24 protein-coding genes are annotated in these 26,953 nt (G+C 60.9%); 14 read left to right on the top strand and 10 right to left on the bottom strand.

Annotated features, from left to right (window positions below):
• Window positions 1-38 precede the first annotated feature (38 nt).
• From GGR20_RS02980 to GGR20_RS02970, 3 genes are all read left to right on the top strand, one after another.
• Entirely contained in the window at window positions 39-650 is a 612-nt protein-coding gene (locus GGR20_RS02980) for a helix-turn-helix transcriptional regulator (RefSeq protein WP_420827425.1), read from the top strand.
• A complete protein-coding gene (locus GGR20_RS02975) occupies window positions 637-1,128 on the top strand; it encodes a group III truncated hemoglobin (protein ID WP_183309716.1) in 492 nt (163 codons plus the stop codon). Before GGR20_RS02980 ends, GGR20_RS02975 begins: the two co-directional genes overlap by 14 nt.
• Before the next feature lie 79 nt (window positions 1,129-1,207).
• A complete protein-coding gene (locus GGR20_RS02970; protein WP_183309715.1) occupies window positions 1,208-1,414 on the top strand; it encodes a hypothetical protein in 207 nt (68 codons plus the stop codon).
• Here the strand turns inward: GGR20_RS02970 and GGR20_RS02965 are convergent.
• The 8 genes from GGR20_RS02965 to GGR20_RS02930 all read right to left on the bottom strand — a co-directional run bounded on the left by GGR20_RS02965 (window position 1,411) and on the right by GGR20_RS02930 (window position 11,174).
• On the bottom strand, window positions 1,411-2,352 hold the full coding sequence (locus GGR20_RS02965) for a family 43 glycosylhydrolase (RefSeq protein WP_183309714.1): 942 nt from the start codon (window positions 2,350-2,352) through the stop codon (window positions 1,411-1,413). The genes GGR20_RS02970 and GGR20_RS02965 overlap by 4 nt on opposite strands.
• Entirely contained in the window at window positions 2,349-3,263 is a 915-nt protein-coding gene (locus GGR20_RS02960; RefSeq protein WP_183309713.1) for an ABC transporter ATP-binding protein, read from the bottom strand. The genes GGR20_RS02965 and GGR20_RS02960 overlap by 4 nt, the downstream gene beginning before the upstream one ends.
• A complete protein-coding gene (locus GGR20_RS02955; RefSeq protein WP_183309712.1) occupies window positions 3,260-4,297 on the bottom strand; it encodes an ABC transporter ATP-binding protein in 1,038 nt (345 codons plus the stop codon). The genes GGR20_RS02960 and GGR20_RS02955 overlap by 4 nt, the downstream gene beginning before the upstream one ends.
• Before the next feature lie 3 nt (window positions 4,298-4,300).
• The gene (locus tag GGR20_RS02950) at window positions 4,301-5,158 is read right to left on the bottom strand and encodes an ABC transporter permease (protein ID WP_183309711.1); all 858 of its coding nucleotides are present in this window, start codon (window positions 5,156-5,158) and stop codon (window positions 4,301-4,303) included.
• Between the two features lie 5 nt (window positions 5,159-5,163).
• A complete protein-coding gene (locus GGR20_RS02945) occupies window positions 5,164-6,168 on the bottom strand; it encodes an ABC transporter permease (protein WP_183309710.1) in 1,005 nt (334 codons plus the stop codon).
• A 234-nt stretch (window positions 6,169-6,402) separates the two neighbouring features.
• Window positions 6,403-8,286, bottom strand: coding sequence for an ABC transporter substrate-binding protein (locus tag GGR20_RS02940; protein ID WP_183310054.1), 1,884 nt, complete (start codon window positions 8,284-8,286; stop codon window positions 6,403-6,405).
• A gap of 275 nt (window positions 8,287-8,561) precedes the next feature.
• Window positions 8,562-10,073 (bottom strand): arabinosylfuranosidase ArfA, encoded by a 1,512-nt coding sequence (gene arfA, locus GGR20_RS02935; RefSeq protein WP_183309709.1) that lies wholly within the window; start codon window positions 10,071-10,073, stop codon window positions 8,562-8,564.
• 171 nt (window positions 10,074-10,244) lie between these two features.
• On the bottom strand, window positions 10,245-11,174 hold the full coding sequence (locus GGR20_RS02930; protein ID WP_183309708.1) for an ArsR/SmtB family transcription factor: 930 nt from the start codon (window positions 11,172-11,174) through the stop codon (window positions 10,245-10,247).
• A 224-nt stretch (window positions 11,175-11,398) separates the two neighbouring features.
• Here GGR20_RS02930 and GGR20_RS02925 point away from each other — a divergent pair, with 224 nt between their 5' ends.
• A complete protein-coding gene (locus GGR20_RS02925) occupies window positions 11,399-13,666 on the top strand; it encodes an NADP-dependent malic enzyme (RefSeq protein WP_183309707.1) in 2,268 nt (755 codons plus the stop codon).
• A gap of 342 nt (window positions 13,667-14,008) precedes the next feature.
• On the top strand, window positions 14,009-15,001 hold the full coding sequence (locus GGR20_RS02920; RefSeq protein WP_183309706.1) for an oxidoreductase: 993 nt from the start codon (window positions 14,009-14,011) through the stop codon (window positions 14,999-15,001).
• Window positions 15,002-15,004: 3 nt separating this feature from the next.
• Here GGR20_RS02920 and GGR20_RS02915 read toward each other — a convergent pair whose 3' ends face one another.
• Window positions 15,005-16,171, bottom strand: coding sequence for an HPP family protein (locus GGR20_RS02915; protein WP_183309705.1), 1,167 nt, complete (start codon window positions 16,169-16,171; stop codon window positions 15,005-15,007).
• Window positions 16,172-16,613: 442 nt separating this feature from the next.
• Here GGR20_RS02915 and GGR20_RS02910 point away from each other — a divergent pair, with 442 nt between their 5' ends.
• The 9 genes from GGR20_RS02910 (at window position 16,614) to GGR20_RS02875 (ending at window position 26,621) form a co-directional block, all read left to right on the top strand.
• A complete protein-coding gene (locus GGR20_RS02910; protein ID WP_183309704.1) occupies window positions 16,614-17,468 on the top strand; it encodes a phytanoyl-CoA dioxygenase family protein in 855 nt (284 codons plus the stop codon).
• A gap of 127 nt (window positions 17,469-17,595) precedes the next feature.
• Entirely contained in the window at window positions 17,596-18,885 is a 1,290-nt protein-coding gene (locus tag GGR20_RS18570) for an ABC transporter substrate-binding protein (protein ID WP_246349366.1), read from the top strand.
• A 139-nt stretch (window positions 18,886-19,024) separates the two neighbouring features.
• On the top strand, window positions 19,025-19,918 hold the full coding sequence (locus GGR20_RS02905; RefSeq protein WP_253559995.1) for an ABC transporter permease subunit: 894 nt from the start codon (window positions 19,025-19,027) through the stop codon (window positions 19,916-19,918).
• Between the two features lie 18 nt (window positions 19,919-19,936).
• A complete protein-coding gene (locus GGR20_RS02900) occupies window positions 19,937-20,821 on the top strand; it encodes a carbohydrate ABC transporter permease (RefSeq protein WP_420827424.1) in 885 nt (294 codons plus the stop codon).
• Between the two features lie 12 nt (window positions 20,822-20,833).
• The gene (locus tag GGR20_RS02895) at window positions 20,834-21,895 is read left to right on the top strand and encodes an ABC transporter ATP-binding protein (RefSeq protein WP_183309701.1); all 1,062 of its coding nucleotides are present in this window, start codon (window positions 20,834-20,836) and stop codon (window positions 21,893-21,895) included.
• Window positions 21,892-23,538, top strand: coding sequence for an MGH1-like glycoside hydrolase domain-containing protein (locus GGR20_RS02890; RefSeq protein ID WP_183309700.1), 1,647 nt, complete (start codon window positions 21,892-21,894; stop codon window positions 23,536-23,538). The genes GGR20_RS02895 and GGR20_RS02890 overlap by 4 nt, the downstream gene beginning before the upstream one ends.
• 94 nt (window positions 23,539-23,632) lie before the next feature.
• Window positions 23,633-24,577: a Bug family tripartite tricarboxylate transporter substrate binding protein gene (locus tag GGR20_RS02885; RefSeq protein WP_183309699.1), complete on the top strand. Its 945-nt coding sequence runs from the start codon at window positions 23,633-23,635 to the stop codon at window positions 24,575-24,577.
• Window positions 24,574-25,074: a tripartite tricarboxylate transporter TctB family protein gene (locus GGR20_RS02880; protein ID WP_183309698.1), complete on the top strand. Its 501-nt coding sequence runs from the start codon at window positions 24,574-24,576 to the stop codon at window positions 25,072-25,074. The genes GGR20_RS02885 and GGR20_RS02880 overlap by 4 nt, the downstream gene beginning before the upstream one ends.
• A complete protein-coding gene (locus tag GGR20_RS02875; protein WP_183309697.1) occupies window positions 25,074-26,621 on the top strand; it encodes a tripartite tricarboxylate transporter permease in 1,548 nt (515 codons plus the stop codon). The genes GGR20_RS02880 and GGR20_RS02875 overlap by 1 nt, the downstream gene beginning before the upstream one ends.
• Before the next feature lie 153 nt (window positions 26,622-26,774).
• On the opposite strand, the gene GGR20_RS02870 is transcribed toward GGR20_RS02875, so the two are convergent.
• Entirely contained in the window at window positions 26,775-26,948 is a 174-nt protein-coding gene (locus GGR20_RS02870) for a hypothetical protein (protein WP_183309696.1), read from the bottom strand.
• Window positions 26,949-26,953: the final 5 nt, after the last annotated feature.

Raw genomic sequence — 26,953 nt, 5'->3', positions numbered from 1 at the left:
CTGTGTGGTCACCTCGCACCCCGGCCGAACGCATCCTTATGGCCCTCAAGATGCACGGTGCGCGCTCAGCGGCGGCCTTGGGCAAGGCCCTTGGGACCACCAGCGAGGCGGTCCGTCAGCAATTGCAGCGTCTGGCCGATGAAGGCCTGGTGGAAGCGCACACCGCAGCCGGCGGCGTTGGAAGACCAACCCAATTGTGGAGCCTTGCGCCCGCGGCACAGGCCCGCTTTCCCGATACACATGCAGCGTTGACGGTGCAATTGCTCGACATCGTGCGCGACCATCTCGGCGAGGATGTGCTCGACACCATCATCACCGCCCGCGAGACCGACACACGCAGCGCATATGAAGCGGCGGTAGGGGCGGCGACGGACCTCAAGTCCAGGGTTGCTGCGCTTGCTGACCTGCGCAGTCAGGAAGGCTACATGGCCGCCTGGACCGAGCAGCCGGACGGGTCGATGCTGCTGGTCGAAAATCATTGTCCGATCTGCGCTGCCGCAACGGCTTGTCAGGGTTTCTGCCGTGCCGAACTCGAAGTGTTCCGGTCCGTGCTGGGTCCGGAGGTAGAGGTCGAGCGTCAGGAACATATTGTTTCAGGCGGGCGCCGCTGCACCTATGCGATCAGGAGCATCGACAATGCCGCCCAATGATCGGCCGCCTGTGGGCAGGCAATTGCACCGCATTGGTTGGGAGACGCCCGAAGGGCTCGATGAGGCGATGATCCGCACTGTCGTTGATGAGTTCTACGCCCGTGCGCGCCGCGACGATGTCATCGGTCCAATTTTCAATCGCGTCATTCCGGACGCGGAATGGCCAGCACATCTGGACAAGATTGCCGATTTTTGGAGTTCCATGCTGCTGGGAACTGGACGCTACAATGGCCGCCCGATGCCCAAGCATCTCGCCATCCCCGAATTGACCGACATCCATTTCATGCGCTGGCTCCGCCTCTTCCGCGAAACGACCGAAGAGATATGCCCGCCTCCGATTGCCAAGTTGTTCGTCGAACGCTCCGAGCGGATCGGCAATTCGTTCCGGATGAACATCTCCATGCGCCGGGGCGATGACATCACCACCATGGGGCCGCTCCGGCGCGAGGCGGCCCCGGTTTGGACGCCCGGAGACTGACAATCTGCAATGCCCATTGCCGATGCCGTGGAACCTTCTGCCTCTCTGCTGCCTTGGCTGAAAGGGAAGGAGATTGGCCATGGCAACTGTGGTGCGTCTCTCGCAAGAGCAGATCGACCAGCTTCTCGACGAAGCCGATAACATGGAAAAAGCGCTCAAGAACCTGCATGAAGAACTGGTGGAGGTCGGAACCCCCAGGGACACGATCTCCCGTTTTTCCCGCGTCCATGATCGCTTCACGTCCATCGTGGCGTTTCTGCGCCGCCAGCGCGAACTGGGCGCCTAGGCAAGCAGGGCCGCTCCGGCTGCGACGTTTCTCTCACAGGTCAGAACCCCGTCAACCACGGTCAACCGGGCCTGGTGGATTGCCGTGCGCCGAGCTGCGACATCAGGTGGCCCCTCTGTCTGGACGCGCTCATCCCACTCAGGATGGGTGAAATAATACATTGCCGCATGGTCGCCATTGACCACCACATCCGCGTGACGAGCATAGCGCTGATCCATCGGATCCGTCCCCGGGGCGTCCGCGATGAGCCCCTGCCGCGTCCAGTGCAGCGTATCGTCTGACCGGTAGACGGCCTGTCCGCGCCATTCATCGACGATCAGCCAGTAGTAGCCGCCCATGGCAAAGACATTAGGGCCTTCATGGGGCGGCGCATCGGGCGATCCGGGCAGCACCAGGCCTTCCAGCGTCCAGTTCATCATGTCGGGGCTGGTCGCGCTCCAGGTGCTCGACCCCTGTCCTTCATCCTTGTACCACATGCGCCATTGGCCATCGGGACTGGGGAACACGCAGGCGTCGATACAGTTGCTGCTCGACAGTTTCAGCGGCCCGACCCGCGACCAGTTTTCCAGGTCGGGGCTGGTGAAATGGACAATGGTGCGCGGCACCTTCCAATGCGTCGGCGTGCCGGTGATATAGCTGAGGAACATGTGATACTGCCCCTCGGCAAACACCACTTCTGGCGCCCAATGCGTATTGAGGCCATCATCTCCCGGGGCATCCAGACCTTTGACGGTGCCCCGGTAGGCCCAGCTGGCGCCGCCATCCTGTGAAACAGCAATCCCGATAGGTGAACCATGAATCCAGCCGAAGCCCGGTTCATCTACGCTAGCCCGACGATTGGTGTAAAACATCCACCATTCATCGGTCCCCTCGCGCCTGACCACCACGGGATCGGCCGCGCCATCCTCGATCGGATCACGAAAGATCGGTGCGCTCATGCGTACACCCGCACATGCCGTCCGTCCGGGCGTTGGATCAACTGACCGGATTGTCCAACGCTGTCATTGGCTTGATCCAGCATGGTCAGATCGGTGCCAAGCTTGCCGGCCCCGGCGTCGTCAGTCGAGAGCACTGACGCCTTGAGCAGCCTTGAATAGGGGTGCTCGGGATTCTCCAGGACCGTGCGCGCATCGCCCATCTCCACGATCCGTCCCCGCTGCATGATGATAATGCGGTTCGAGATGTAGTAAGCCGTCGCCAGATCGTGCGTGATGTAGATAACGGATACCTTGAGATCGTCCCGCAGGCTCTTGAGCAGGTTGACGATGCTCATGCGCAAGGAGGCATCCACCATCGATACCGGTTCGTCCGCGATCAGCAGCGGTGGGTTGGGGATCAGCGCCCGAGCAATCGCGCAGCGCTGCAACTGCCCACCACTCATTTCATGCGGAAACCGCCCGCGCACTTCCTTCAGACTCAAACCCACTTTCTGCAGCGCTTCGTCCATCGCCTTGTCGATGACTACCTTGTCGCTTGTGTCCAGAAACCGCCGCGCCGTGCTTTCGAGATAGCGTTCGATCTGCTTGAGCGGATTGAACGCTTCGAACGGGTTCTGAAAGACGGGCTGCACGTGGCTCATGAACTTCAGGCGTTCGGCGCGTCCGGCGTGCCGATCCACCTTTTCACCACGGAACAGGATGTCGCCGCTGCTGGGGTCTTCCAGCCCCAGGATCATGCGGGCCAGTGTGGTCTTGCCTGACCCGCTCTCCCCGATAATGGTGAAAATTTCCGGATTTTCGGCACTGAGTGAGAAGCTGGCATCCATCACCGCATCAACGGTCTTGCGGCCGAAAATACCGCCCATGGTGAAACGCTTGGAGACATTGCGAACATCGAGCAGCGTGGTCATGCCATTACTCCTGCAGGTGCCGATACATTGACCAGCGGCTCCACATCTTTCCAGCGCCAGCAGGCGGTGCGGTGATCAGGGCCGACGACTTCCATGGGCGGCACCTCTTTGCGGCATTTGTCCACGGCCAGCGGGCAGCGCGGATGGAAGCGGCACCCTTGCGGGGGATCGGCCAGGTTCGGCGGGCGCCCATCAAGGGCAGGGCGCTGCTGGGTGTCCCCGATCCGCGGCAGGCTGGCCACCAGATGTGCGGTATAGGGATGCTTGGGCGCAAAGAACATGTCGCGCGTCGGGCCCTCCTCAACCAATCGGCCGGCATAGATGATGCCTACCCGGTCGGCGACATTGGCATGCACGCTCATGTCGTGGGTCACGAACACCACAGAGGCGCCCATTTCCTTCTGGATGTCGCGGATCAGGCTCAGCACTTCCTTCTGCACCACCACGTCGAGCGCCGTGGTCGGCTCGTCGGCAATAATGAACTCGGGGTGGCAGACCGTCGCCAGACCGATGGTCACGCGCTGGCGCATGCCGCCGGAAAGTTCATGCGGGTAAGCCTTGAGCACGTCGGGCGGCAGTTTCAGCCGCGCCAGATGATTGATCACCCGTTCCTCGAACGCTTCGCCCTTGAGGCCCGATGGGCGCTGCGCAAAGTCCTGGAAGGTCTTGCCGATGCGCCGTACCGGATTGAGCACGCTCATCGAGCCTTGCATGATGTAGCTCAGATGCTTCCAGCGCACCGCCTCGATCTCGGCAGGCGAAGCATGGGCAACGTCGATCGGCCCATTCTTGAACTCGTATTTTACCGTGCCCTCGATAACTCGGAGCGGCGGCCGGATCGCGGCAGCCAACACCTTGATGAAGCTGGTCTTGCCCGAGGAGCTTTCGCCGGCAATGCCGTAGACCTCATTGCGCCGCATGGTCACGGTGATGTCGTCGACGGCGCGCACTTCGCGTTTCACGCCGAAATAGTTCATCTGGTAGTAGGCCTTTACGCCTTCGACCTTGAGAATTTCAGTCTTTTCCTGGGTCATGGCTCAGGCTCCCATGCGGCGCAGCCGGCTGCGCGGGTCGATATATTCGTTCATGCTCATTGCCAGCAGGAACAGGCCCAGGAAGGTCATGACGATCAGGATGACCGGGATCACGAGCCACCACCAGACACCCACCACCATGGCAGAGTGGCTATTGGCCCAGTAGAGAACGGTACCGATCGTTGGATTGTTGATGTTGGTGAAACCCAACACGGCCAGCGTCACTTCCATGCCGATGGACCACAGCATGTTGTTCATGAAAGTGGCGAACACGATCGGCATCACATAGGGCAGGTGCTCCTCGACCAGCACCTTGCGCGTACTCATGCCCGCAAAGACCGCGTGGCGGGTGAATTCGCGGTGCTTGAGTCCCAGCGCAACCGAGCGGATCAATCGAGCATCGAAGGGCCAGCCGAAACAGGCGAGGATCAGCGCCATGGTGAAGCTGTCCATGTTGTTGCGCAGCACGAAATAGAACAGCACCAGGATCGGGAAGATAGGTACAGCCACGAAGATGTCGTTGACGAACATCAGCACCCGGTCGACCCAGCCACCGAGATACCCCGCAGCCAGCCCGACCGTGATCGAGATAATACGGCTTAGAACGGCAACGGTGATGCCGAATTGCAGGCTGTTCTTGAATGCTGCCGAGAGCTGCCAGAACAGTTCCTGTCCGCGCGAATTGGTGCCGAACCAGTACTGTGTAGACGGCGGCTGATCGGGGGGCGCCATATAGATGAGGGACGGGTCCATCGGGGCGAAGAAAGACAGCCCGGCAAAGACCACCATGATGCCGACCAGGATCAGGCCAATAGTGAATTCGATGTTGTAGCGGACGAGGTCGCGAAAAACAGAGAACATGGCGACTACTCCGCCCGAACGCGTGGATCGAGCAGCGGATGCAGCATGTCCACAATGAAGATGGCGGTGGCGACAGCAGTGATCGAAACTGTGCAAACGGCCAGAACGGTTGAATAGTCACCGGCATTCACGGCATCGACCAATAGCGAGCCCATGCCTGGGTAGTTGAAGACCTGCTCGGTAATGATCGTGCCCGAAAACACGCCGCCAATGACCATGGCCAGCGCCGTGATCTGAGGCACCAGCGCGTTGCGCATCACATAGCTGCCAACAACGGTGTTCCGTTTCACGCCGGCCAACTCGGCATAGGTGACATAATCTTCCGTGACGATGTTACTGACCAGCGCGCGCATGCCGATGAACCACCCGCCAAGTCCAACCAGGACCAGCGAGAACGCCGGCAGCAGCGAGTGCTGCAGGACCGAAAGAATGAAGGGCAGGGTCCAGCTGGGGCGGACATCCATGGCAAACCCGCCCGAGATGGGCAGAACTGGCCAGAGAAAGCCGAAAATGATCAGGATGATAAAGGCCACGATATAATAGGGGATCGGCTGAAGGCCCATGGCCAGGATGCCGAACGCCTTGAAGAACCGGTTGTTCTGGAAATAGCCCGCCAGTCCGCCCATCACATTGCCGATGACGAAGGTAATGAAGGTCGAGGTCAGCAACAGGCCAAGCGTCCAGGGCATGCTGCGCATCACCAGTTCCATGGCTGGCGTCGGGAAGGCCATCAGCGACGCGCCGAGGTCACCACGCAGGACCCGCATCCAGAAATTGAAATACTGCGCCATCATCGGCTGGTCGGTGCCGAACATGGCGGTAAGCGCCTCGCGCGTCGAGGCGATGGCGTCCGGAGAGAGATTTGAGCGTGATGCCAGGCGTCCCAGAACCTGCTCAACAGGATCGATTGGGGAGAGATAGGTCACGAAGAACATCGCGGAAACGCCGAAGAAAATCACTGCAATCAATTGCAGTAGTCTCTTTCCCGCAAACCAGAGATATGAATGCATTCGGGGCCAATCGTCCTTTGAATTTCAGCTGCCACGAGGCTTGGTGCCGTGCAGCGGGAGCGAACACGTCTCCCTTCGCAGGGAGTGGGGGAGGGTGAGCCAAAAACGACAATAGCCACCCGACGCGGTTCACCGCATGTCAATCGGGCCAGCGAGACCCGAAATGAGAATGGGGCGCACCGGTGGGCGCGCCCCTGCTTGCGGCCCGATCTGCATCGGGCCGCCGGGAGGCTGTTAGCTAGCCCCTTCGACCGGGGATATCTGGGTGAAGATATAGCGGCCGTTGGACCAGTTGGTCACAGGGTTGGCGTAGTTGTTGTTCGCGTCGGGCCAGCCGGTCCAGTACCGGTTCGACTGGATGGAGAACACGTTGTACGCCATGATCGGAATATTGGGCATTTCTTCGAGGTGCAGTTTCACGAAGTCATGGCCATATTCGATGCCCTTGGGATCGTTGAAGTCGATGCCGCGGATCTTCTCGATGATTTCGTCGAGACGCGGATCTTTCCAGCGCATCCAGTTGCGATCCGGCTGGGACTCGCCGGGCTCGGCGACATAGGCCGAGTGGTAGCTGTCCATGAAGAAGCTGAGGTCAGGGTGACCGCCCCAGGTTTCCACTGCCCAGGCTATGTTGACCTCGTAATTGCCAACGCGCTGGCGACCCCAGGTATCGGCATCCACCTCTGCGGTGGCACCAATGCCGTTCTGGGCCCAGGTCTGAGCGATGATCACACCGAGACGGTTGACCACGCCTTCCTGCGGCACCATGACCGAGAACTCGAACGGCTGGCCGTCGGGCATCATCCACTGATTGCCGCTCTTGGTGAAGCCGGCAGCCGTCAGCAGCTCTTCCGCAGCTGGAATGTTCTGCTTCCACCAGCCATAGCCGAAGGCGTTGCGAACGGCCTCTTCTTCAGTCGGCACGGCGTCGCCGAACTGAGGACGCACCATGTCGGCGATCTGCAGGCCAATATCGGGATCATATGGCTTGATCTTGGAGGTGCCGGTGTCGATCTCGTAGTCGATCAGGAAGTCCTGCAGAGGACCATGGTAGTCGCGCGGATGGGTGCCGGTCGGCGGCACCGAGATAGCCGAGAGCGTGGCCGCACCGCGGTAGGATGCCATCGACATGGCGCGCGCGTCGAGCATGAGCGCCAGAGCCCAGCGTACGCGCTTGTCCTGGAACTTGGGATCTTGATGATTGAAGATCGCCATCACCAGCGTCGGATCGGGGTGAGCATAAGGGAAGCCCGGGAACCAGCCCTGGATCTGATCGTCCTGCTGCACAACCGAGAACGTGCCTTCCGGCGTCAGGTCGTGAACCATGTCGAGATTGCCGTTGCGGATCTCGATCAGGCGATTGTCGGTGGAAATGTTGTTGCGATAGATGATGTAGCGCGGCTTGGGCTCGGCAATCATGCCCATCGCCGTGCGTTCCCAGTCCTCGCGCTTTTCCCAGATATACCAGGTGCCGTTCGGGTCGTACGAGTGCAGCGTATAGGGGCCGAGCGAGACCGGCGGATTTGCCTCATAGCTGAGGATGTCTTCGACATTCTCGTAGATATGCTTGGGCATGATCCAGGCGGCTGTCCAGCGCACCGAGAACAGCGTGTGGAAACGGGAATTGGGCGCGTTGAGCTTGAAATGTACCGTGTACTTGTCCGGTGCGGTGACTTCGGCAACCTGCACCGAGAAGGCGCCATTGTAAGGCGTGCCGGGGGTGGAGGCCTGCTTCTGGACGGTGAACACCACGTCGTCCGCGGTGAACTCGACGCCGTCGCTCCAATAGATGCCCTGCTTGAGCGGCACCGTCATTTCTGTGAAGTCTTCGTTGTACTGCCAGGTATCGGCTGCCAGCGAGTTATAGATGGCGTTCTCGCTTGCACCCTCGATGCCAGCATCCGGGTCAATGAACCAGAGCGTGTCGGTGGTCAGGTTGTGCAGGCCGTTGCTGGTGCCATTGCCGGCGCCGACGGCCCAAAGGTTGAACCAGCCTGGATTGCGGATGATGCCTTCTGGATTGTGAACGATGACCGTCTCGTTGCGCGGGAACTGGGTCAGGTCAGGTACCGAACCTTCCGCTTCCTGCGCCAGTGCCAGGCCATTGCCTGCAACCATCAGCGCACCGACAGCCGTCGTGCCGATCAAAAAACTGCGTCTATCCATCGATTTCCTCCCATTGCGAGGCGCCGTGTTGCGCCTCTTTCAGCGAGGGTCCTCGGCCTCGCTATAAGTCATACTTAACTAGGGGCGAGGGGCTGTCAATGCGTTATCTGATGTAAATCCAAAACTATGATACAAAATGCAGTGAGGCCCGCCTTTCAAGGGCGGGCCTCATGAATATGCCTGTCGAAGACCCGCTCATCTGACGGGTCCCGGAGGGTGTTGATAGCTCAGATTTTGACCCGCACCATCTGGTAGGAATAGGGCGGCAGAGCGACGGACAGCGTGTCGCCGTCAACCTTGGCGCCGGTGCCCTTCTTCGGGGCAACCTCTTCCTGGTTCTTGGCCGTGTTGACGGCCTTGAGATCGGGATGGGTCATGACCTGGTGATCGATGATCGAAGCATTGGTGAAGCCCTGCAGGCTCACTTCGGTCTCGATGCTTTCGCTGGTGTGGCGGTTCACCAGGAAGAAGGTCAGGGTGCCATCTTCCTCGTTGTGCACGCCGGAGACGTCGACAAACGCAGTGTTTTTGTCGTGTGTTGTCTCATAGCCCGGCGAGTTGGTGACCAGCTGCAGTGCCGTGCCGCGACCGTAAACCGAGGCAAAGTAGTAGGGGTAGTAGATCGTCTGCGCCCATGCGGGGCCGCCCTTTTCGGTCATGATCGGTGCGATCACGTTCACCAGCTGGGCGATGCAGGCAATTTTCACCACGTCGGAGCGGCGGATGAAGGTGTTGAGGATAAGACCCACCATCAAGACATCTTCGAAATTATAGATGTCCTCGAGCAGCCCCGGCGCATGCGGCCAGCCGCTATTGCCTTCCAGGATCTCGCGATCCTTCTTGTTCGAATGGTACCAGACGTTCCACTCGTCGAAGGAAATATAGACGTCCTTCTTCGACTTCTTCTTGGCCTTGACCTGCTTGATGGTCGAAGCCACGGTCTCGATATATGTATCGAGCTTCTCGGCCTGCCCCAGATAGTTGGGGGTGTTGTCGTCGCGATTGGCGAAGTACATGTGCAGCGAGATATGATCGACGTGATCATAGGTGTGCTCAAGTACGATGCGCTCCCAATCGGGATAGCTGGCCATATCGGAATTGGACGAGCCGCAGACGATCAGCTCAAGGGATTTGTCGAACATGCGCATGGCGCGGGCTGTGTTGGCGGCCAGCTTGCCATATTCGTCGGCGTCCTTGTGGCCGACCTGCCAGGGGCCGTCCATCTCGTTGCCCAGGCACCACATCTTGACGTTCCATGGTTCCTTGCGCCCGTTCTTGATGCGCAGGTCGGACCAGTAGGAACCGCCGGGATGGTTGACATATTCCAGGAAATTGCGGGCGTCATCGACACCGCGTGATCCCAGATTGACCGCCAGCATCATCTCGGTACCCACGGTGGCGCACCAGTCGGCGAATTCGTGAACACCCACGGCGTTGCTTTCCGAGGTGTGCCAGGCCAGGTCGAGCCGAACAGGGCGTTCTTCACGCGGGCCTACGCCATCTTCCCAATTGTAGGCGGATACGAAGTTGCCACCCGGGTAGCGTACGACCGGAACGTTGAGCTTCTTGACCAGATCGATCACGTCCCCGCGCATGCCGTCCTTGTCGGCGCTCGGATGGTCAGGCTCATAGATGCCTTCATAGACCGCGCGGCCCAGATGCTCGAGAAAAGCCCCATAGACACGATCGTCGATTTTAGAGATCGTGTATTCCTTGTTGGCAATGACGGACGCCTTCACCGGCTCCTCCCACTAATTCCGTTTTTCTGATTTGTATCAGTAATTGCGTTTGTAGCGGGGTCGTGATGGGCGCGCAAGCTCAAAAATATGATTTTTGAGGCGTGCACTGGCGGCCTCAGCGGGATGGCGCCCGATGAGGATCTTAACGGCAATCAGATGTGCGTGGATAAATCAGGGCGCCGTTTGCAGGCGCAGCGTGATGTCCTGGTCGTAATTGCCGAAGCCGCGGCCGAAAATATTGATGCCGCCGGGGTGCTTGGCGTCAGGCTTTACCGCGATGCGCAGGCGGATCGAATGGTGATTGTCCAGATCCAGATCATGTAGGGAAACCGGCGAAATCTTCATCCCGTCCACATAGGTACCGTCCATGGTGACGCGCCAGCTCTTGAGCTTGCCATACTGGCTGCCCTTGAGCTTCCACCAGTCGGGCGTATAGACGCCACGCTTGTCGCCGAAATCTCCGGTGGACAGCCAGGTGCCGATCTCCGTGCCATTCACCGACAGAGTAATGTCGCTGGGCCAGTCCGCCGAGGTGCCGGGCACCTCCGAGCTCAACTCCAGCATGAACTCCATCGATTCAATGCTGTTCTGAGCCAGCTTGGCATTGTTGGGGAACTGATACTCGAGATAGCCGCGTGTAAACCAGATCAGCCCCGCCTTCATGCGGTCAGGGTCGAGGAAGGTATCGGGCACATCGAGCAGGCCGATAATTCCGTCGCTGGAGCACAACCCGCAAGGGGCAGAGACTTCGCAACTGGTGTAAAGCCCCAGCGGCATGGACACCTCTATCGTGTTGGCGCCCAACGGCTCGATGTCGTCCTTGAACATCACCAGCACTTCATCAAAGGTCGAGTGGCAGATTTTCTGATTGCCCTTGCGGGCCTTCTGCGTCTCGGTACGGATCAGTCCCGCGCCCTCCAGAATCTGCAGATTTGTCGAGACGGTCGACTGCGGCAGCCCAAGCTTTTCGGCGATGTCGTTGCCATTCATCGCGCCTTCCACATGCAGCAATTTCAGCATTTTGACGCGGATCGGGGAGGCGAGGCCCTTGAGCACGTCGATGCCCTCTTCAGGGTCAATAACCAGGAAATTGCGGCTCATGCTGATACGGTGCTGCCTGATGGTAAAATCGAAATGTGTATCAGTAAATCTGAACCAATCAACCCGCTGGCTGCCAGATACGCGTGTGTTCCCGATTAGCAGGTATGGTTTTCTACGACTAAGGCATAACTTCACTTGAGGGAGCAGACCTGCTCTTGGGAAGTTTTTGCCGCGTGGGGACGTGGCCTGGCGCGACGATGCCGCGCCGCTGATGGGAGAGACTCATGACCGACGACAAGGCCACCAGCATGCGCGAGGCTGCGCTCTATTTTCACGAGTTTCCCAAGCCAGGGAAACTGGAAATCGTGGCCACCAAACCGCTCGCGAACACACGCGACCTTTCGCTGGCCTATTCGCCCGGCGTGGCCACCCCCTGCGAGGAAATTGCCGCCAATCCGGCCGACGCTTACAAATACACCTCCAAGGGTAATCTGGTCGCCGTGATTTCCAACGGTACGGCGGTGCTGGGCCTGGGCAATATCGGGGCGCTGGCGAGCAAGCCGGTGATGGAAGGCAAGGCGGTTCTGTTCAAGAAGTTCGCCGGCATCGACTCGATCGACATCGAGGTCAATGAACAAGATCCCAAGCGCTTCATCGAAATCGTCGCGCCGCTCGAGCCCAGCTTCGGTGGGGTCAATCTGGAAGACATCAAGGCACCCGAATGCTTCGAGATCGAGGAAGCCCTGCGCGAGCGGATGAATATCCCGGTCTTCCATGACGATCAGCACGGCACAGCGATCATCGTGGCCGCTGCCGTCATCAACGCCATGCGGCTGGTCAAGAAGGACATCGCCAAGGCCAAGATCGTCACCTCCGGGGCAGGGGCCGCTGCCATTGCCTGCATGAACATGCTGATTGCCGTTGGTGCAAAAAGGGAAAACATCTGGATCGCCGACTCCAAGGGCCTGGTGACCAAGAAGCGGGACAATTCGGTGGACCGCTGGCGTGGCGCCTTTGCCCAGGACACCGATGAGACCGAACTTAGCGCCGTCATGGCGGGGGCGGATATCTTTGTCGGACTTTCAAAGGCCGGCGCGCTCAAGCCCGAAATGATGAAGGACATGGCGCCCAATCCGCTGATCCTGGCGCTCTCCAATCCAGTCCCCGAGATCATGCCGGAGCTGGCAAAGGAAGCGCGGCCCGATGCGCTGGTCTGCACGGGGCGCTCGGACTATCCCAACCAGGTCAACAACGTCCTCTGCTTCCCCTTCCTGTTCCGTGGGGCGCTCGATTGCGGTGCCACCATTATCAATGAGGAGATGAAGGCGGCAGCGGCGCACGCCATTGCCAAGCTCGCCCACGAGCCGGGCCTTGAAGCGACCAGCCATGGTGTGCCGGCCATTTTCGGCGCGGATTATCTGATCCCCAATCCCTTTGACCAGCGGTTGATCCTGCGCATTGCGCCGGCGGTGGCCAAGGCGGCGATGGAGTCCGGCGTTGCAGCGCGGCCGATCGCCGATTTCGATGCCTATCGCGAAAAGCTGCGTCGCTTTGTTTTCCGCTCCGGCATGGTGATGAAGCCAATGATCGAGCGGGCCCAGGCGTCGGGCAAGCGCATCGCCTTTGCCGATGGCGAGGACGAGCGTGTGCTGCGCGCCGCCCAGGTCATTCTCGAAGACGGTATCGGCAAGCCGATCCTGATCGGGCGCCCCTCGGTGATTGAATCACGATTGGAGCGTTTCGGACTAACTATCCGGCCCGACACGGATTTCGAGGTTATCAACCCCGAAGACGACCCGCGCTATCGCGACTATGTCGCCGATTTCCACGCGCTGGTCGGGCGCAAGGGTGTCACCCCCGATACCGCCAAGACCATCGTGCGCACCAACACGACCGTTATTGGTGCGCTGGCCGTGCGGCGTGGCGAGGCCGATGCGCTGATCTGTGGATTGCAGGGACGCTTCATCAAGCATGCCCGCGACATCCATTCGGTGATCGGCGTGGCGCCGGGGGCCCAGCAACTCTCGGCCCTGTCCATGCTGATCCTCAATCGCGGGGTATTTTTCCTTGCCGATACCTACGCCAATATCGACCCCACCGAGGACGAACTGGTCTCGATTGCCCTGCAGGCCCGAGACCACCTCAAGCGCTTCAACATCGAGGCCAAGGCTGCCCTGCTCAGCTATTCGAACTTCGGCTCCCGTGACGGCGAAACCAGCGAGAAGATGCGGGCAGTCTATGATCGCCTCAAGGCGGAGGCGCCGGACCTGATGGTCGAGGGCGAAATGCAGGGCGATCTGGCGATCAATGAAAGCCTGCGCGACCGCTACATTCCGGACTCCGTGCTCAAGGGCGAAGCCAATTTGCTGATTTTCCCGAACCTGGAAGCAGCCAACCTCTCCATGACCCTGCTCAAGGAGATGAACAATGGCCTGCATATCGGTCCCATCCTGATGGGCACGGCCCAGCCTGCCCATATCCTGGCGCCGACTGTGACCAGCCGCGGCATCGTCAACATGACGGCGATTGCGGCCACCGAGGCTGCGGGGTAGGGACGCGCAAAAGGGCCGCCCGGCCCTGTGGCGTCGCGGATACACGGTAACGAACGGCCAGTGGCCCAGAAAGATGAACGTTCAAGTGCAAGAGCCACTGGCCGTTCGTCACGGAAACACGGATTTTCCACGGGTCCGGATTCAGGCGGTACCGTTATTGCAGGTCCGGCTGCCGAGCTTCTACCCGCGTAAAGAGGCGCCCCTCTTCCCGGCCTCCCCGCCCGGCCCTGCGTCGGGGCCGCGTGTGTGGCGGGGATGGGCACAGTATAGACGTGATTGCCGGGGCGTGGATAAGTCGGCATGCTGGGCACATGCCCTGAGCAGAAGTAGAGGAGAAAGCCCATGAGTTTCCGCGCCCTGCTGACAGAGAAAGCTGAGGACGGGACCGTCTCGTCAGCGGTACAGATTCTCGAGGACGCGCGCTTGCCCGAGGGCGATGTCACGGTAGATATCGAATGGGCAGGGCTCAACTACAAGGACGGGCTTTGCCTGACGGGGCAGGGTGGTCTGGTACGCACCTATCCTCATGTCGCGGGCGTCGATTTTGCCGGCACCGTGCGCGAAAGCGACGACTCACGTTATCGCGTTGGCGACAAAGTCGTGCTGACCGGCTGGCGGGTCGGGGAAGCCTATTGGGGCGGTTACTCCGAACGGGCGCGGGTCAAGGCCGACTGGCTGGTGCCGCTGCCGAACGGTCTGTCCGCCCGGGATGCAATGATCATGGGCACGGCTGGATTGACGGCAATGCTGGCTATCAACCGGCTCGAATGGGCGGGCCTCTCCCCATCCAAGGGTGACGTACTGGTGACCGGCGCAGCCGGCGGCGTGGGCTCGATTTCAGTGGCTCTGCTGCGGCGCCTGGGCTATTCGGTGACCGCGCTGTCCGGGCGCCCACAGCACGCCGATATGCTGCGCGATCTTGGCGCTGCCAATATAATCAACCGCAATGAATTCATGGAGCAGCCCGACAAGCCGCTGGAGTCAGCACGGTTTGCTGCGGCCATCGATTGCGTCGGTGGTGCGGTGCTGGGCAAGCTTTTGCGTCAAATCGCCTATGGCGGATCGGTGGCAAGCCTGGGCAATGCGGCCGGGATCAAGCTCGACACCAATGTGCTGCCCTTTCTGCTGCGCGGGGTGAACCTGCTGGGCATCGACAGTGTCATGCAGCCCTTCGATGCGCGCACCGAAGCCTGGGCCCGGCTGGCCGACCTGTTCGATTTCGCCGCCTATGCCGGCAATGTCGAGGAAGTGGGGCTCGACGCGTTGCCGGAAAAGGCGGCGCAAATCCTGAGCGGCGCAATCAAGGGCCGGGTGCTGATCAATCCCAAGGGTTAGCGATCAGGCGATCCGGGCCAGATCGTCCACACCAGCGCCGAATAGCGCGGCTATCAGATCGGCCTGGGTGACCATGCCCTTGAGCGTATTATTGTCGCCAGCTACCGGCAGATGGTGATGACCGCTGTCGAGCATCAGCTTGATCACCAGCGCAATCGGCATGGCCTCGGTGACGGTGGCGACCTGGCTGGTCATCACGTCGCGCACCTTGCCGCGCAGCGGCTTGTCTGAATTGGACATGGAGCGCAGGCGCCAGCCCAGTCCGGACGACGCGTGGATCATCGGGCCCCATTCTGCCTTCTCCAGAATGTCGGTCTGGGTGAGGATCCCAGCGACCTGGCCATTCATGTCGACCACCGGCAGGGCCTTGACCTCATGGCTGCGCATGGTGCGCAAAGCGATGCGCAGCGAGGTGCCGGGTTGCACGCTGAGAACGTCGCGCGTCATCACCATGCCTGCGGTGACACCGGCGGAACGGCGTGAGAAGGCGAGAAGCGCGGCGCGTTCCAGCATCTCTTCGAGGTCCACCGGATCGACGCTGACAATTTCGTCGCGTTCGCGAATGGCCGATTTGAGGTCTTCGACCGAAATTCCCAGGCTCACCTTGGGGGCAAAGGGGATGACCTTGGCTTCGATGGCCGGAGCAGGGGCGGGACGGTGCGGATATTGCTTGCCCGTCAGGCGGTTGAAGGCCACAGCCGCGAGCAGCAGGAGTACGGAATTGATACCGACCGGCCAGAGCACGAACCCGTAGCCGAGTTCGGTAATGGCCGGCCCGCCGATCACCGCCGTCAGCGCGACCGCCCCGCTTGGCGGGTGCAGGCATTTGAAACTCAGCATGAGGCCGATGCTGAAGGCCGCCGCCAGCGCGGCAGCAATTGGGGTCGGCCCTATCAGGGTTGCGCAACTCACCCCGACGATGGCGGCCAGGCAATTGCCCATCAGCATCGACCATGGCTGCGCCAGCGGGCTGGCCGGGACGGCAAACAACAGCACGGCCGAGGCCCCGATCGGAGCCACCAGCAGAGGCAGTTCTGGCCCCTGGCCAAGGGCAAGCGCCGTAACGCCCGCCGTCACCAGGATACCGAGAAACGCGCCCAGCGCGGCCCGCAAGCGTTCCACGGGGCTGACAGAGACCATGTTGGGAATGAAGCGGGCCAGAAAATCCATGGCTGCTCCGTAGCACCGCGGCCGCTCGCGCTCAAAGCCGATCAATGCGTTGTCTGGGCCAATCGGACAAAATCTTGCTGCGTATGAAAATTTGGTTGGAGGTGAGACGCTGAAATGCGTTTTCGGTTCATCAGGACCCAAAATCGGTTGACTTGTATGGAAGATATGGTGATTTTGAACGCAATCTGAGTGGGACCAACCTCTCAGGAACGGCCGGAGACACGTCATGGGCTAAGAGCCCAGCCAGGGTATGTGGTAAAGCGTGAGCTACGCGGTACGTCTGCTGTCTGACCGTTGTTAACCCACGGACAGTTGCTCGTATCGACCTTCTGAGTTGCCCGCGAAATGATTTCAACCGTGCGGTCGCGGTTGGCGGGACGAACCTTCCCAGCAGCACCGCGCAGAATTGACCCGAAATCGGGGCATGGCGGGGAGCTGAGGAATGGACGCAGGGTTGGCACCCGGTGCTGCATGCACCGATCTCGAACGCTATCTGTTCGATCTCAATGGATATCTGGTCATTCCCGCCGCGCTGTCGCCCGAAGAGCTGGCGGACTGTAACGACACGCTTGACCAGCATCAGGATTTCGTCGGCGATGGCTGGGACGGCCATGTGCGGCTCTTCAATCGGCCTGACCGCCAGGAGGGCCTGATCCTGCAGCAGGTCTATGAGGCCGGCCCTGCCTGGGAGCGCTTGATCGATCATCCGTCCTGGTTTGCCAAGGCCGTCCACTTCATCGGTGCGGACGATCCGGAAAATTTCGACGGTCACCACGGCCCTGCCTTTATCGATGAATGCTTTGCTTCGGTGCGAGGGCCGGGGCAGGCGCTGCGCCTGCATTCGGGCGGTCATGTTGGCACCATTCGTACCCAGTATCGCTTTCACGCCGGACGGTTTCACTGCGGCCAGGTCAATGTGCTGATTGCGCTCAACGATATCGGTCCTGGCGATGGTGCGACCATGGTCATTCCCGGCAGCCACAAATCCAATCTTCGCCACCCCCAGACGGTCGCCCTCGACAAGCGCGATGAGCAGACCTCGGTGGACGGCATTGCCGGAGCGGTGGAAGTGCATCTCAAGGCTGGCGATGCGCTGATGTTCGTCGACGCCATCATGCACGGCTCGGCCCGGCGCACCAATCCGGGCCAGCGCCGCATGACAGTTTATCGCTATGGCCCGAGCTGGGGCTATTTCCGGCATGACATGGTGCCCAGCCAGGAGTTGCTGGCGCGGCTGACGCCCGAGCAGCGCCGGATCGTCATGCCACACAAATTGCCTGTGGCCGCCAACGCTTAGGTGGCGCCAGATGGGCACGAAGTTTGTTGACCCGCACCCAGAGGTACGTAAGTCAGCAATGCAAGCGGCGAGTGCCGGCTGAGGACTCGGCGCTGGCTGGAACAGGAAAACTCAAGGGAGGACTACAATGAACAAACTATCGAGAAGAACATTTCTGGGGGCATCGGGCTCGGTGTTGGCACTGGCGGCCATGGGACGCCCTGCCTTCGCGCAGACGGCTGAAATTCGCCACTTCTGGTGGGGCAATCCGGAGCGCGACCGCCGCACCTTCGAAGTGATCGACATCTTCAACGCCAAGCATCCCGACATCAACGTCACCGGCGAAACCCTTGGTTTTGGCGACTATTTCACCAAGCTGACGACGCAGATCGCCGGCGGCAACATGCCAGACGTGATCCAGCAGGGTTATGGCGTGCTGTTCGAGTATATCGCCAATGGCGCCGTCGTGCCGCTGGACGATTATGTGGGCAAGACCCTCGATATCTCCAAGATGGACCAGAGCGCCATCGATGCCGGCACCGTGGACGGCAAGTTCTATGCACTCTCCATCGGCGCCAATAGCCATATGGCGATGTACAACACGCGGCTGTTCGAGGAAGCCGGGATCGTCCCGGGCGAGGACTTCGACCCGTATGGCTATACCTATGACGAGCTGGCTGAATTCGCTGCCGCCATCAAGGAAGCCACGGGCGTTGCCGGTACCGACGACAATACGGCCGACTACCAGAATTTCTCCGATTTCGTGGTGCAGAAGGGCGCCATGCTGTTCAATGAGGACGGCTCCTATGGCCCGACCCAGGAAATCGTCGAGGAATACTGGGCGACCTGGGAAAAAATCCGCAATGCCGGCGGCACCCCGCCGGGTCCGGAAAGCGCTGGCCTCGCCGGCGTGTCCGAATTGAGCCAGATGGGCGTTGTTACCGGCAAGACGGCAATGTCCTATCTCTGGTCTAACCAGCTGGTGGGCGTGCAAAGCCTGATGCAGGACAAATTGGGCGCGGCGATGTATCCCAATACATCTGAGATGGTGCCGGGCTCGATCGTGCAGCCCAGCCAGTTCGTCTGCCTGACGCGCGACAGCGCCAACCCCGAAGCCGCCACCACCTATATGAGCGACTTCGTCAACGATCTCGACATGACCAAGGTGTTGGGTCTGGAACGCGGCATCCCGAGCCAGAGCGAGGTGCGCGCCGCACTGCAGCCCGAACTGACAGATGTCGAGGCCCGCTCGGTCGAGTTCTTTGACAAGATCCAGGGCAAGACAGCCGTGCTGCCGCCGCCGCCGCCGAGCGGTTCGAACGAGGTCGAGCAGACCTTCGAGCGCCTGGCCGTCAACGTTCTGCTTGGGGAACGCCCGATCCCCGAGGTTGCATCGGACTTCCTCGCTCAGGCCCGCGCCATCCTGGCCCGCGCCTAAGTCAGCAACCCGGTCCGCCGCCCTTTCTCCCGTGGGGCGGCGGATATCTCCTCGGGAAGTGGCGGCGCCTGCCTTATCGTGGCAGGCGCTGCCTTCCGCTATATTCGATCAACGGGAACAGTTGAGACTGGAGCCGCGCGTGCAAAAATTCTTCCGACGCAATTTTGCCGGATATGCCTTTCTGTCCCCGTGGCTGGTGGGCTTCTTTCTCTTGGCGATCGGGCCGATCCTGGCTTCGCTCTATCTCAGTTTCACCAAATATAATGTGGTGCGCCCGCCGCAATGGCTCGGGCTCGACCACTACATCTATATGTTTCAGTACGACCAGCGCTTCTGGAAGGCCCTGCAGGTCACCTTCCAATTCGTGGTCATTTCGGTGCCGCTCAAGCTGATCTTCGCTCTCGGGGTGGCAATGGCTCTCGACAAGGGCATTCGCGCCATCGGCTGGTATCGGGCGCTGTTCTATCTGCCCTCGATTCTGGGCGGCTCGATTGCGGTGGCCATCCTGTGGCGCCAGCTCTTCAACTATGACGGGGTGATCAATTCGATCCTGCGCCTGTTCGGCGCCGAGGGTCCTTACTGGCTGGCCGATCCGAAATATTCGCTCTGGACGCTGATCGTGCTGGCGATCTGGCAGTTCGGCTCCCCCATGCTGATCTTCCTGGCGGGCCTGCGCGCCATTCCGCAGGAGCTCTACGAGGCAGCCGAGATCGATGCCGCCGGACCGGTGAAGAAATTTTTCGCCATCACCGTGCCGCTGCTGGCGCCCGTCATTTTCTTCAATCTGGTGCTGCAGATGATCGAAGCCTTCAAGAGTTTCTCGGGCGCCTTCATCATTTCCGGTGGTTCGGGCGCGCCGCTTGATAGCCTGCTGTTCTTTACCGTCTATCTCTACAACGAGGCTTTCAGCTTCCTGCGCATGGGCTATGCCTCGGCGCTGGCCTGGGTACTGTTGCTGATTATCGCACTATTCACCGCCATTGCCTTCTGGACCTCCAAATACTGGGTCCACTACGAGAATGAGAGGGGCTGAGCCATGAGCGTATCCACCATGCCCGCCCAGACGACCGCCGACATTGCTCACGCCTATCGCGAGGAGAGGGCCAGGCGCGCCAAGCGCGCTGCCGTGCTCAAGCACATCTTCCTGATCCTCACCTCGCTGGTGATGATCTACCCGCTGATCTGGATGTTTGCCGCTTCGCTCAAGCCCGACAATCAGATCTTTGGCGACCTGGGCCTGTGGCCGGGCGAGTTCCAGTGGGAGAATTATTCCGAGGGCTGGAACGCCCTGCCGGTGAGCTTCACGACCTTTTTCTGGAACTCCACCGTCGTCACCGTGCTCTCGGTGCTCGGCAATGTCATTTCCTGCTCGTTTGCCGCCTATGCGTTTGCCCGGCTAGAATTTTCTGGCAAGACCATCTGGTTCGCGCTGATGATGACGACGCTGATGATCCCCTATCACGTCGTGCTCATCCCCCAGTATATCCTGTTCCTCAACCTGGGCTGGGTAGACAGCTATCTGCCGCTGATCGTGCCGAAATTCCTGGCTGGTGAAGCCTTCTTCATCTTCCTGATGATCCAGTTTTTCCGCCAGTTACCGCGTGAGCTGGACGAGGCGGCGATGATTGACGGGTGCTCGCCCTTCAAGATCTACTGGGCCATCATCATGCCCCTGAGCCTGCCGGCAATGGCAACGGCGGCGATCTTCTCGTTCATCTGGACCTGGGAGGATTTCCTGGGGCCGCTGGTCTATCTCAACGACATGAAGGACTACACGGTGCCCCTGGCGCTGCGCAGCTTCATCAGCACCGACGGCGTCAGCCAGTACGGCCCGATGTTCGCCATGTCGATCCTCTCCATCCTGCCCATTCTCCTGTTCTTCATCATCTTCCAGCGGCTCATTATCCGCGGGATCGCGATGAGCGGCCTCAAGTAAGAAGCGACCACCATGGCATCTGTTACCCTTTCCGAAGTCCGCAAGGCCTATTCCGGTTTCGACGTCATCCATGGCATCGATCTGCAAGTGCAATCGGGCGAATTCCTTGTGCTGGTCGGGCCCTCCGGCTGCGGCAAGTCCACCCTGTTGCGCATGATTGCCGGCCTTGAAGAGATCACAGACGGCACGATTTCCATTGGCGACCGCGTGGTCAACGACCTGCCGGCCAGCCAGCGCAACCTCTCCATGGTGTTCCAGTCCTATGCGCTCTATCCGCATATGAGCGTGCGCAAGAACCTGGCATTCGGTCTGTCCAATCTGCGCATGCCCAAGGACGAGATCGAGCGCCGCGTGGCTGATGCAGCCCGCATCTTGCAGATCGAGGAATTAATGGAGCGCAAGCCGCGCCAGCTCTCGGGCGGGCAGAAACAGCGCGTTGCCATTGGCCGCGCCATCGTGCGCGAACCCCAGCTCTTCCTGTTCGACGAGCCGCTGTCCAATCTAGACGCCGAATTGCGGGTGCAGATGCGCGTCGAACTGGCCGGGCTCTACAACCGGCTGGGCACCACCATGATCTATGTGACGCACGACCAGACCGAGGCCATGACCATGGCCACGCGCATAGCCGTGCTCAACAAGGGCAATCTCGAGCAGGTTGGCACCCCGTTCGAACTCTACAACAATCCGCGCAATTTGTTTGTGGCCAGCTTTATCGGCTCGCCCAAGATGAACCTGCTCAAGGGTGAGGCATCGGGGCAGGGGGTCAATCTGAGCGGATTGGGGGACTTGTCTGCGCAATTGGGCATCAGCGGGCCGGTGACAGTCGGCATCCGGCCCGAGCATCTGAGGCTCAACCAGCCTGGTGATATCGCGGTGGATGGCACCATCACCCTGGTCGAATATCTGGGCAGCGAGCTGTTCGTCTATGTGGCGCTGACCGATGGCCAGAGCCTGCTCGCCCAGGCACCCGGCAACGCCCAGTTCAGGCGTGGCGACAAGGTCTCGCTTGGCTTCAAGGCAAGCGATGCGCATTTCTTTGATGCCGAAGGCCTGCGGATCGAGGCGTCTGCGTGAGCCACCAGCTTCTTGACCGCCTGCGGGCGGTGGACGTCGCCGAAAAGACCGGCCCACTTGCCAAGCCCGCCAATGCTGCGCTGCTCGAAGAATGGCAACGCTCCGGAGTCCGTTTCGTATCGAGCGCAGACCGGCTGACCGATCGCTATTACGATGCGGTCCGTGAACTGTTCGATTGCATCGCCCCGGCGGCAGACGAAACGCCGATCCTGCATGAAGGTGGCATCTATCATGGCTGCTGGCTGGAGAGCACCGGCACGATAAATGCCGAATTGCTAAGCCGCTTCCTGCCCTCGGTGACGACGGCGACCTATTCCGCCTTTGCCCGCTACCAGCGGGACGATGGGCTGTTCCCTTATAAGGTTACCCCACAAGGCCCTGCCTTCAACCAGATCCAGCTCGTGACCCCATTGGCGCGCTCGGTGTGGAACCACTTTCGGCTCAATCGGCTCGATACGGGCTGGCTGACCGAGATGTTCGGGGCCATGTCGCGCTACGATGCGTGGCTGGCTCGTCACAGGGACACCCTGGGCACCGGCGCCGTCGAGGCGTTCTCGACCTATGATACCGGGCACGATCTGTCTTCACGCTTCTGGCATGTGCCGGACAGTCCCTTTGCCAATGACCCGACCCGCTACGATCCGGACAATCCCATACTGCCCTTCGTCGCTCCCGACCTGACGGCCAATGTCGCCTGTCAGCGCGACTATCTGGGCGCGATTGCCGATCACCTCGGCGGCGACGGCAATGACTGGCGGCAAAAGGCGGAGGCGAGCCGAAACGCCCTGGTCGCGCAATGCCATGACCCGGACGACGCCTATTTTTACGACAGCGACCGCCACGGGCGCATGGTGCGCATCCAGTCCGACAATCTGCTGCGAGTATTGGCGTGCGAGATCGGCGATGCCGATGGCTTTGCCAATGCCCTGGAGCGCTACCTGCTCAACAGCCGCAAGTTCTTTGCCAAGTTTCCGCTGACTTCGGTAGCGCTGGACGATCCGCGCTTTGATCCGAATTTCGGCCAGAATAGCTGGGATGGCCCCACCAATTTCCTGACGCTGATCCGCACACCACACGCGTTCGAACATCACGGTCACCATGTCGAGTTGAGCTGGATCATGCAGCCCACACTGTCAGCGCTGTTTGCCGCTGACCGCTTCCCGCAGACCCTCAATCCATTCACCGGTGCGGCCGGGTTCACCGAGAAATATTCCCCCTCGATCCTGTGCCTGCTCGATTACATCGAGCGCCTCTCCGGCATTCTCCCGCGTCCGGAGGGTGAATTGTGGTTCACCAGCCTGCTGCCCAAGCCCGCAACTCATCGTTACGAACAATGGGAAACGGCCTATGGGCGCAGCGTCGATGGTGGTGAGTTTGAATTGGTCAATACGCCAGAGAGCAGCGAGGTTTATCGTGACGGCAACCGACTGGGATCCTTCCCGTCCGGTATCCGAGTCGTGACCGATCGGGCCGGGTCGTTGCTTGGAATTGTCGGGCTCACCAGTCGTACTGTGTCCGGCGAGATCGAATGGGAGGGCGCGTCGCGTCGGTTTGAGATTGGACCTAATGAGCGCCAGACGCCTACAGGGCGGGGCTTTGAGCGCAGCGCGGGGCCCAAGATGGTCTTGCCGAGCTATACTTAGCAGGCGTAGCCTTCCTGACAGGACGATGACAGGGAGCAGGCATAAGCTGTTCCCACGAACGTAACGACGTTCGCAATTGTTCTAGGGAGGAACTATGAACAAGCTGCTTCTCGCGGCGCTGGTAACCGGCGCCCTTTCCGCACCCGCTTTTGCTGCCGATTACACCATCATGGCGCCGGCTGGCCCAGGTGGCGGCTGGGATCAGACCGCACGCACCATGCAGGAGGCCATGCAGGCCGAAGGCATTTCGGGCAATGTGCAGGTCACCAACGTGCCCGGCGCCGGCGGCACCATTGGCCTGGCGCAGTTCGCCACCCAGGAAAATGGCAATCCCAATGCCCTGATCGTGGGCGGTTATGTGATGGTCGGTGCCATCCTGACCAATATGTCGCCCGTGACCCTCGAAGACGTGACCCCCATCGCTCGCCTCACCGGTGAAGCCGTGGCCCTGGTGGTGCCCGCCGCATCCGACATTCAGTCGGTTGACGATCTGGTCGCCAAGCTCAAGGAAGATCCGGGCGCCGTGGCCTGGGCTGGTGGTTCGGCCGGTGGTGTCGATCACATCACCGCAGGCCTGATCGCCAAGGCCGTCGACGTTGACCCCACCCAGGTCAACTACATCGCCTATTCGGGCGGTGGTGAAGCCCTTGCCGCCATTCTGGGCGGTCAGGTCACCGTAGGCCTCTCCGGCGTCAGCGAATTCGCTTCGCAGATTGAAGCCGGTGAACTGCGTCTGCTGGCCGTGTCGACCGACACCCGCGTGCCCGGCTTCGATGCGCCGACCCTGATGGAAGAGGGGGTCGACGTGGCTGTGCAGAACTGGCGCATGGTTGCCGCCGCCCCCGGCCTCAGCGATGAGCAGAAGGCTGCTATCACGGCAGACGTGAAGGCCATGGCCGAGTCCGAGACCTGGCAGGCTGCGCTTGAAACCCGCGGCTGGGTCGACACCTATCTTGACGGCGATGCCTTCGCCGCCCAGCTCGAAGCCGACAAGTCGGCGACCGAGGCCATCCTGAAAGACATTGGCCTCGTCCAATGACAACAGGCATCTCCAAGCCCGAGCGCCGCCCCGATGGGGCGGCGCTTGTTATCGCGGCTGTCCTTGCTGGCCTGGCGGTCATCATATTCTGGCAAACCAGCCAGATGCGCCTGCCCCCCATACAGCAGCGGGTCGGCCCCCAGCTCTTTCCCTATGTAGTCGCCACGGGCCTGTCACTGCTTGCCATCGGCACGGTGATTTCGGCCATGCGCGGCAGCTTTCCTGAACGCAGCAAGGACAACTATGCGCCGATCTTCTGGATTGTCGGCGGTCTGATCGGGCAAATCCTGCTGCTCTCGACGGCCGGGTTCTCCATCGGTACGGGTGTGCTGTTTGCGTGTACAGCGCGAGCATTTGGGCGCGGACCGCTGTGGCAGACCTTCGGGATCGGAGCGGTCTTTTCTTTTGCCGTCTGGTTCATCTTCGCCAAAGGCCTGCAATTGTCGCTGCCCGCCGGCGTGCTGGAACGCCTGCTGACGACGGGAACCCCCTTCTGATGGAAACTTTCGATCTCCTCGCCCAGGGGCTGCTCTCGGCCCTGCAGGTGCACAATCTGATTTATGCGCTGATCGGCGTGACCCTGGGCACCGCCGTGGGCGTGCTGCCCGGCATCGGCCCGGCGCTGACCGTGGCGCTCTTGCTGCCAGTGACCTACAAGCTGGACCCGGCCGGTTCGCTCATCATGTTCGCCGGCATTTATTATGGTGGCATGTATGGCGGCTCGACCACCTCGATCCTGCTCAATACGCCCGGCGAAAGCGCCTCCATCGTCACCGCGCTCGAGGGCAACAAGATGGCCCGTCAGGGTAGGGGCGGCCCGGCGCTGGCCACTGCCGCGATCGGCTCGTTCGTTGCCGGCCTGTTGGCGACCCTGGGACTGGCCTTTATCGCGCCGTTCGTCGTTAAATTTGCCTTATCCTTTGGCCCCTGGGACTATTTCGCCCTGATGGTTCTCGCCTTTGTGACCGTTTCGGCAGCGTTCGGTGACTCGGCACTGCGCGGGCTGACGGCGCTTTTCATCGGCTTGGGCCTGGGCCTGATCGGCATTGATCTGCAGACCGGCCAGACCCGCCTTGCCTTCAACGTCATGGATCTGCTCGACGGCATCGAAGTGACCACGCTCGCCGTGGCGCTGTTCGCCATTGGCGAGACGCTCAAGACGGCCTCGGACCGCGATCAGGCCAATACCGAAGTGACGGCGGTCAAGGGGTCGGTCTGGATGACACTGGAGGACTGGAAACGCAGCTGGGCCTCCTGGTTGCGCGGCACCTTCATCGGCTTCCCCATTGGCGCCATGCCGGCGGGTGGGGCCGACGTGGCCAGTTTCCTCTCCTACAGCACCGAAAAGACCTTCTCGAAAAAGCCCGAGGAATTCGGCAATGGCGCCATTGAAGGGGTCGCCGGACCGGAAGCAGCAAACAACGCCTCGGCGGCCGGTACGCTGGTGCCGCTGCTGACGCTGGGCCTGCCAACCACGGCCACCGCCGCCATCATGCTCGCTGGCTTCCAGCAATTCGGCCTGCAGCCCGGCCCCCTGCTGTTCGCCAATAATGCCCCGCTGGTCTGGGCGCTGATTGCGAGCCTCCTGGTGGCCAATTTCATGCTGCTGGTGCTTAACCTGCCGCTGATCGGGCTTTGGGTGAAACTGCTGACCATCCCCAAGCACTGGCTCTATGCGGGTATTCTGACCTTCGCCACGCTGGGTACGCTGGGAGCCAACGGTGCCATGTCGATGGGTTTCGGGCCGGTTCGGATAAGCTTTGAACTGGTGCTGCTGCTGGTGTTCGGCATTCTGGGCTATTTGCTGCGCCGCTTCGGCTATCCGATCGCGCCTGTCGTTGTGGGTCTGATCCTGGGGCCGATGGCCGAACAGCAATTGCGCCGGGCGCTGGCCATCAGCCAGGGCGACATTGGCGTGCTGTTTTCCTCGCCGATCTCGATCACGCTCTATGTTGTCGCTATCATCGCAGTGGGCGTGCCCCTGATCATGCGCCTGCGCGGGCAGGGCGGGGTGCTGGGACAACTGGCGACCGACGAAGACTGACCCTGCCTGCAAAACGCAGGCAAGAAAAAGCCCGGCTGCCAGGGAGGGATCTGGCAGCCGGGCTTGTCATATCGGCAGGTGTGGCGCTGGGGCCTCGGGAGGGAGGGGCCTGGGCTCCGCGCCGGACCAAGCTACGACGCTAGAAAGCGGAGCTTAGACCTTGCCGATGTTGCGGAACGCGACCGGGTCGATGCCCAGATTGTCCAGGTGCTTGGCCTTGGGCACCCGTCCTGCATCGACCGCCGCCGACACAGCAGCAGCGCTGCCGAACACGGTGGCAAAAGTGTCGAGGGTCGCAAAGAACTTGTTCTTGCGCGGGGTGCTCATTATCC

It is taken from the genome of Devosia subaequoris (assembly GCF_014197055.1).
Lineage (GTDB): Bacteria > Pseudomonadota > Alphaproteobacteria > Rhizobiales > Devosiaceae > Devosia > Devosia subaequoris.
This window is presented reverse-complemented; position numbering and strand designations above follow the sequence as displayed.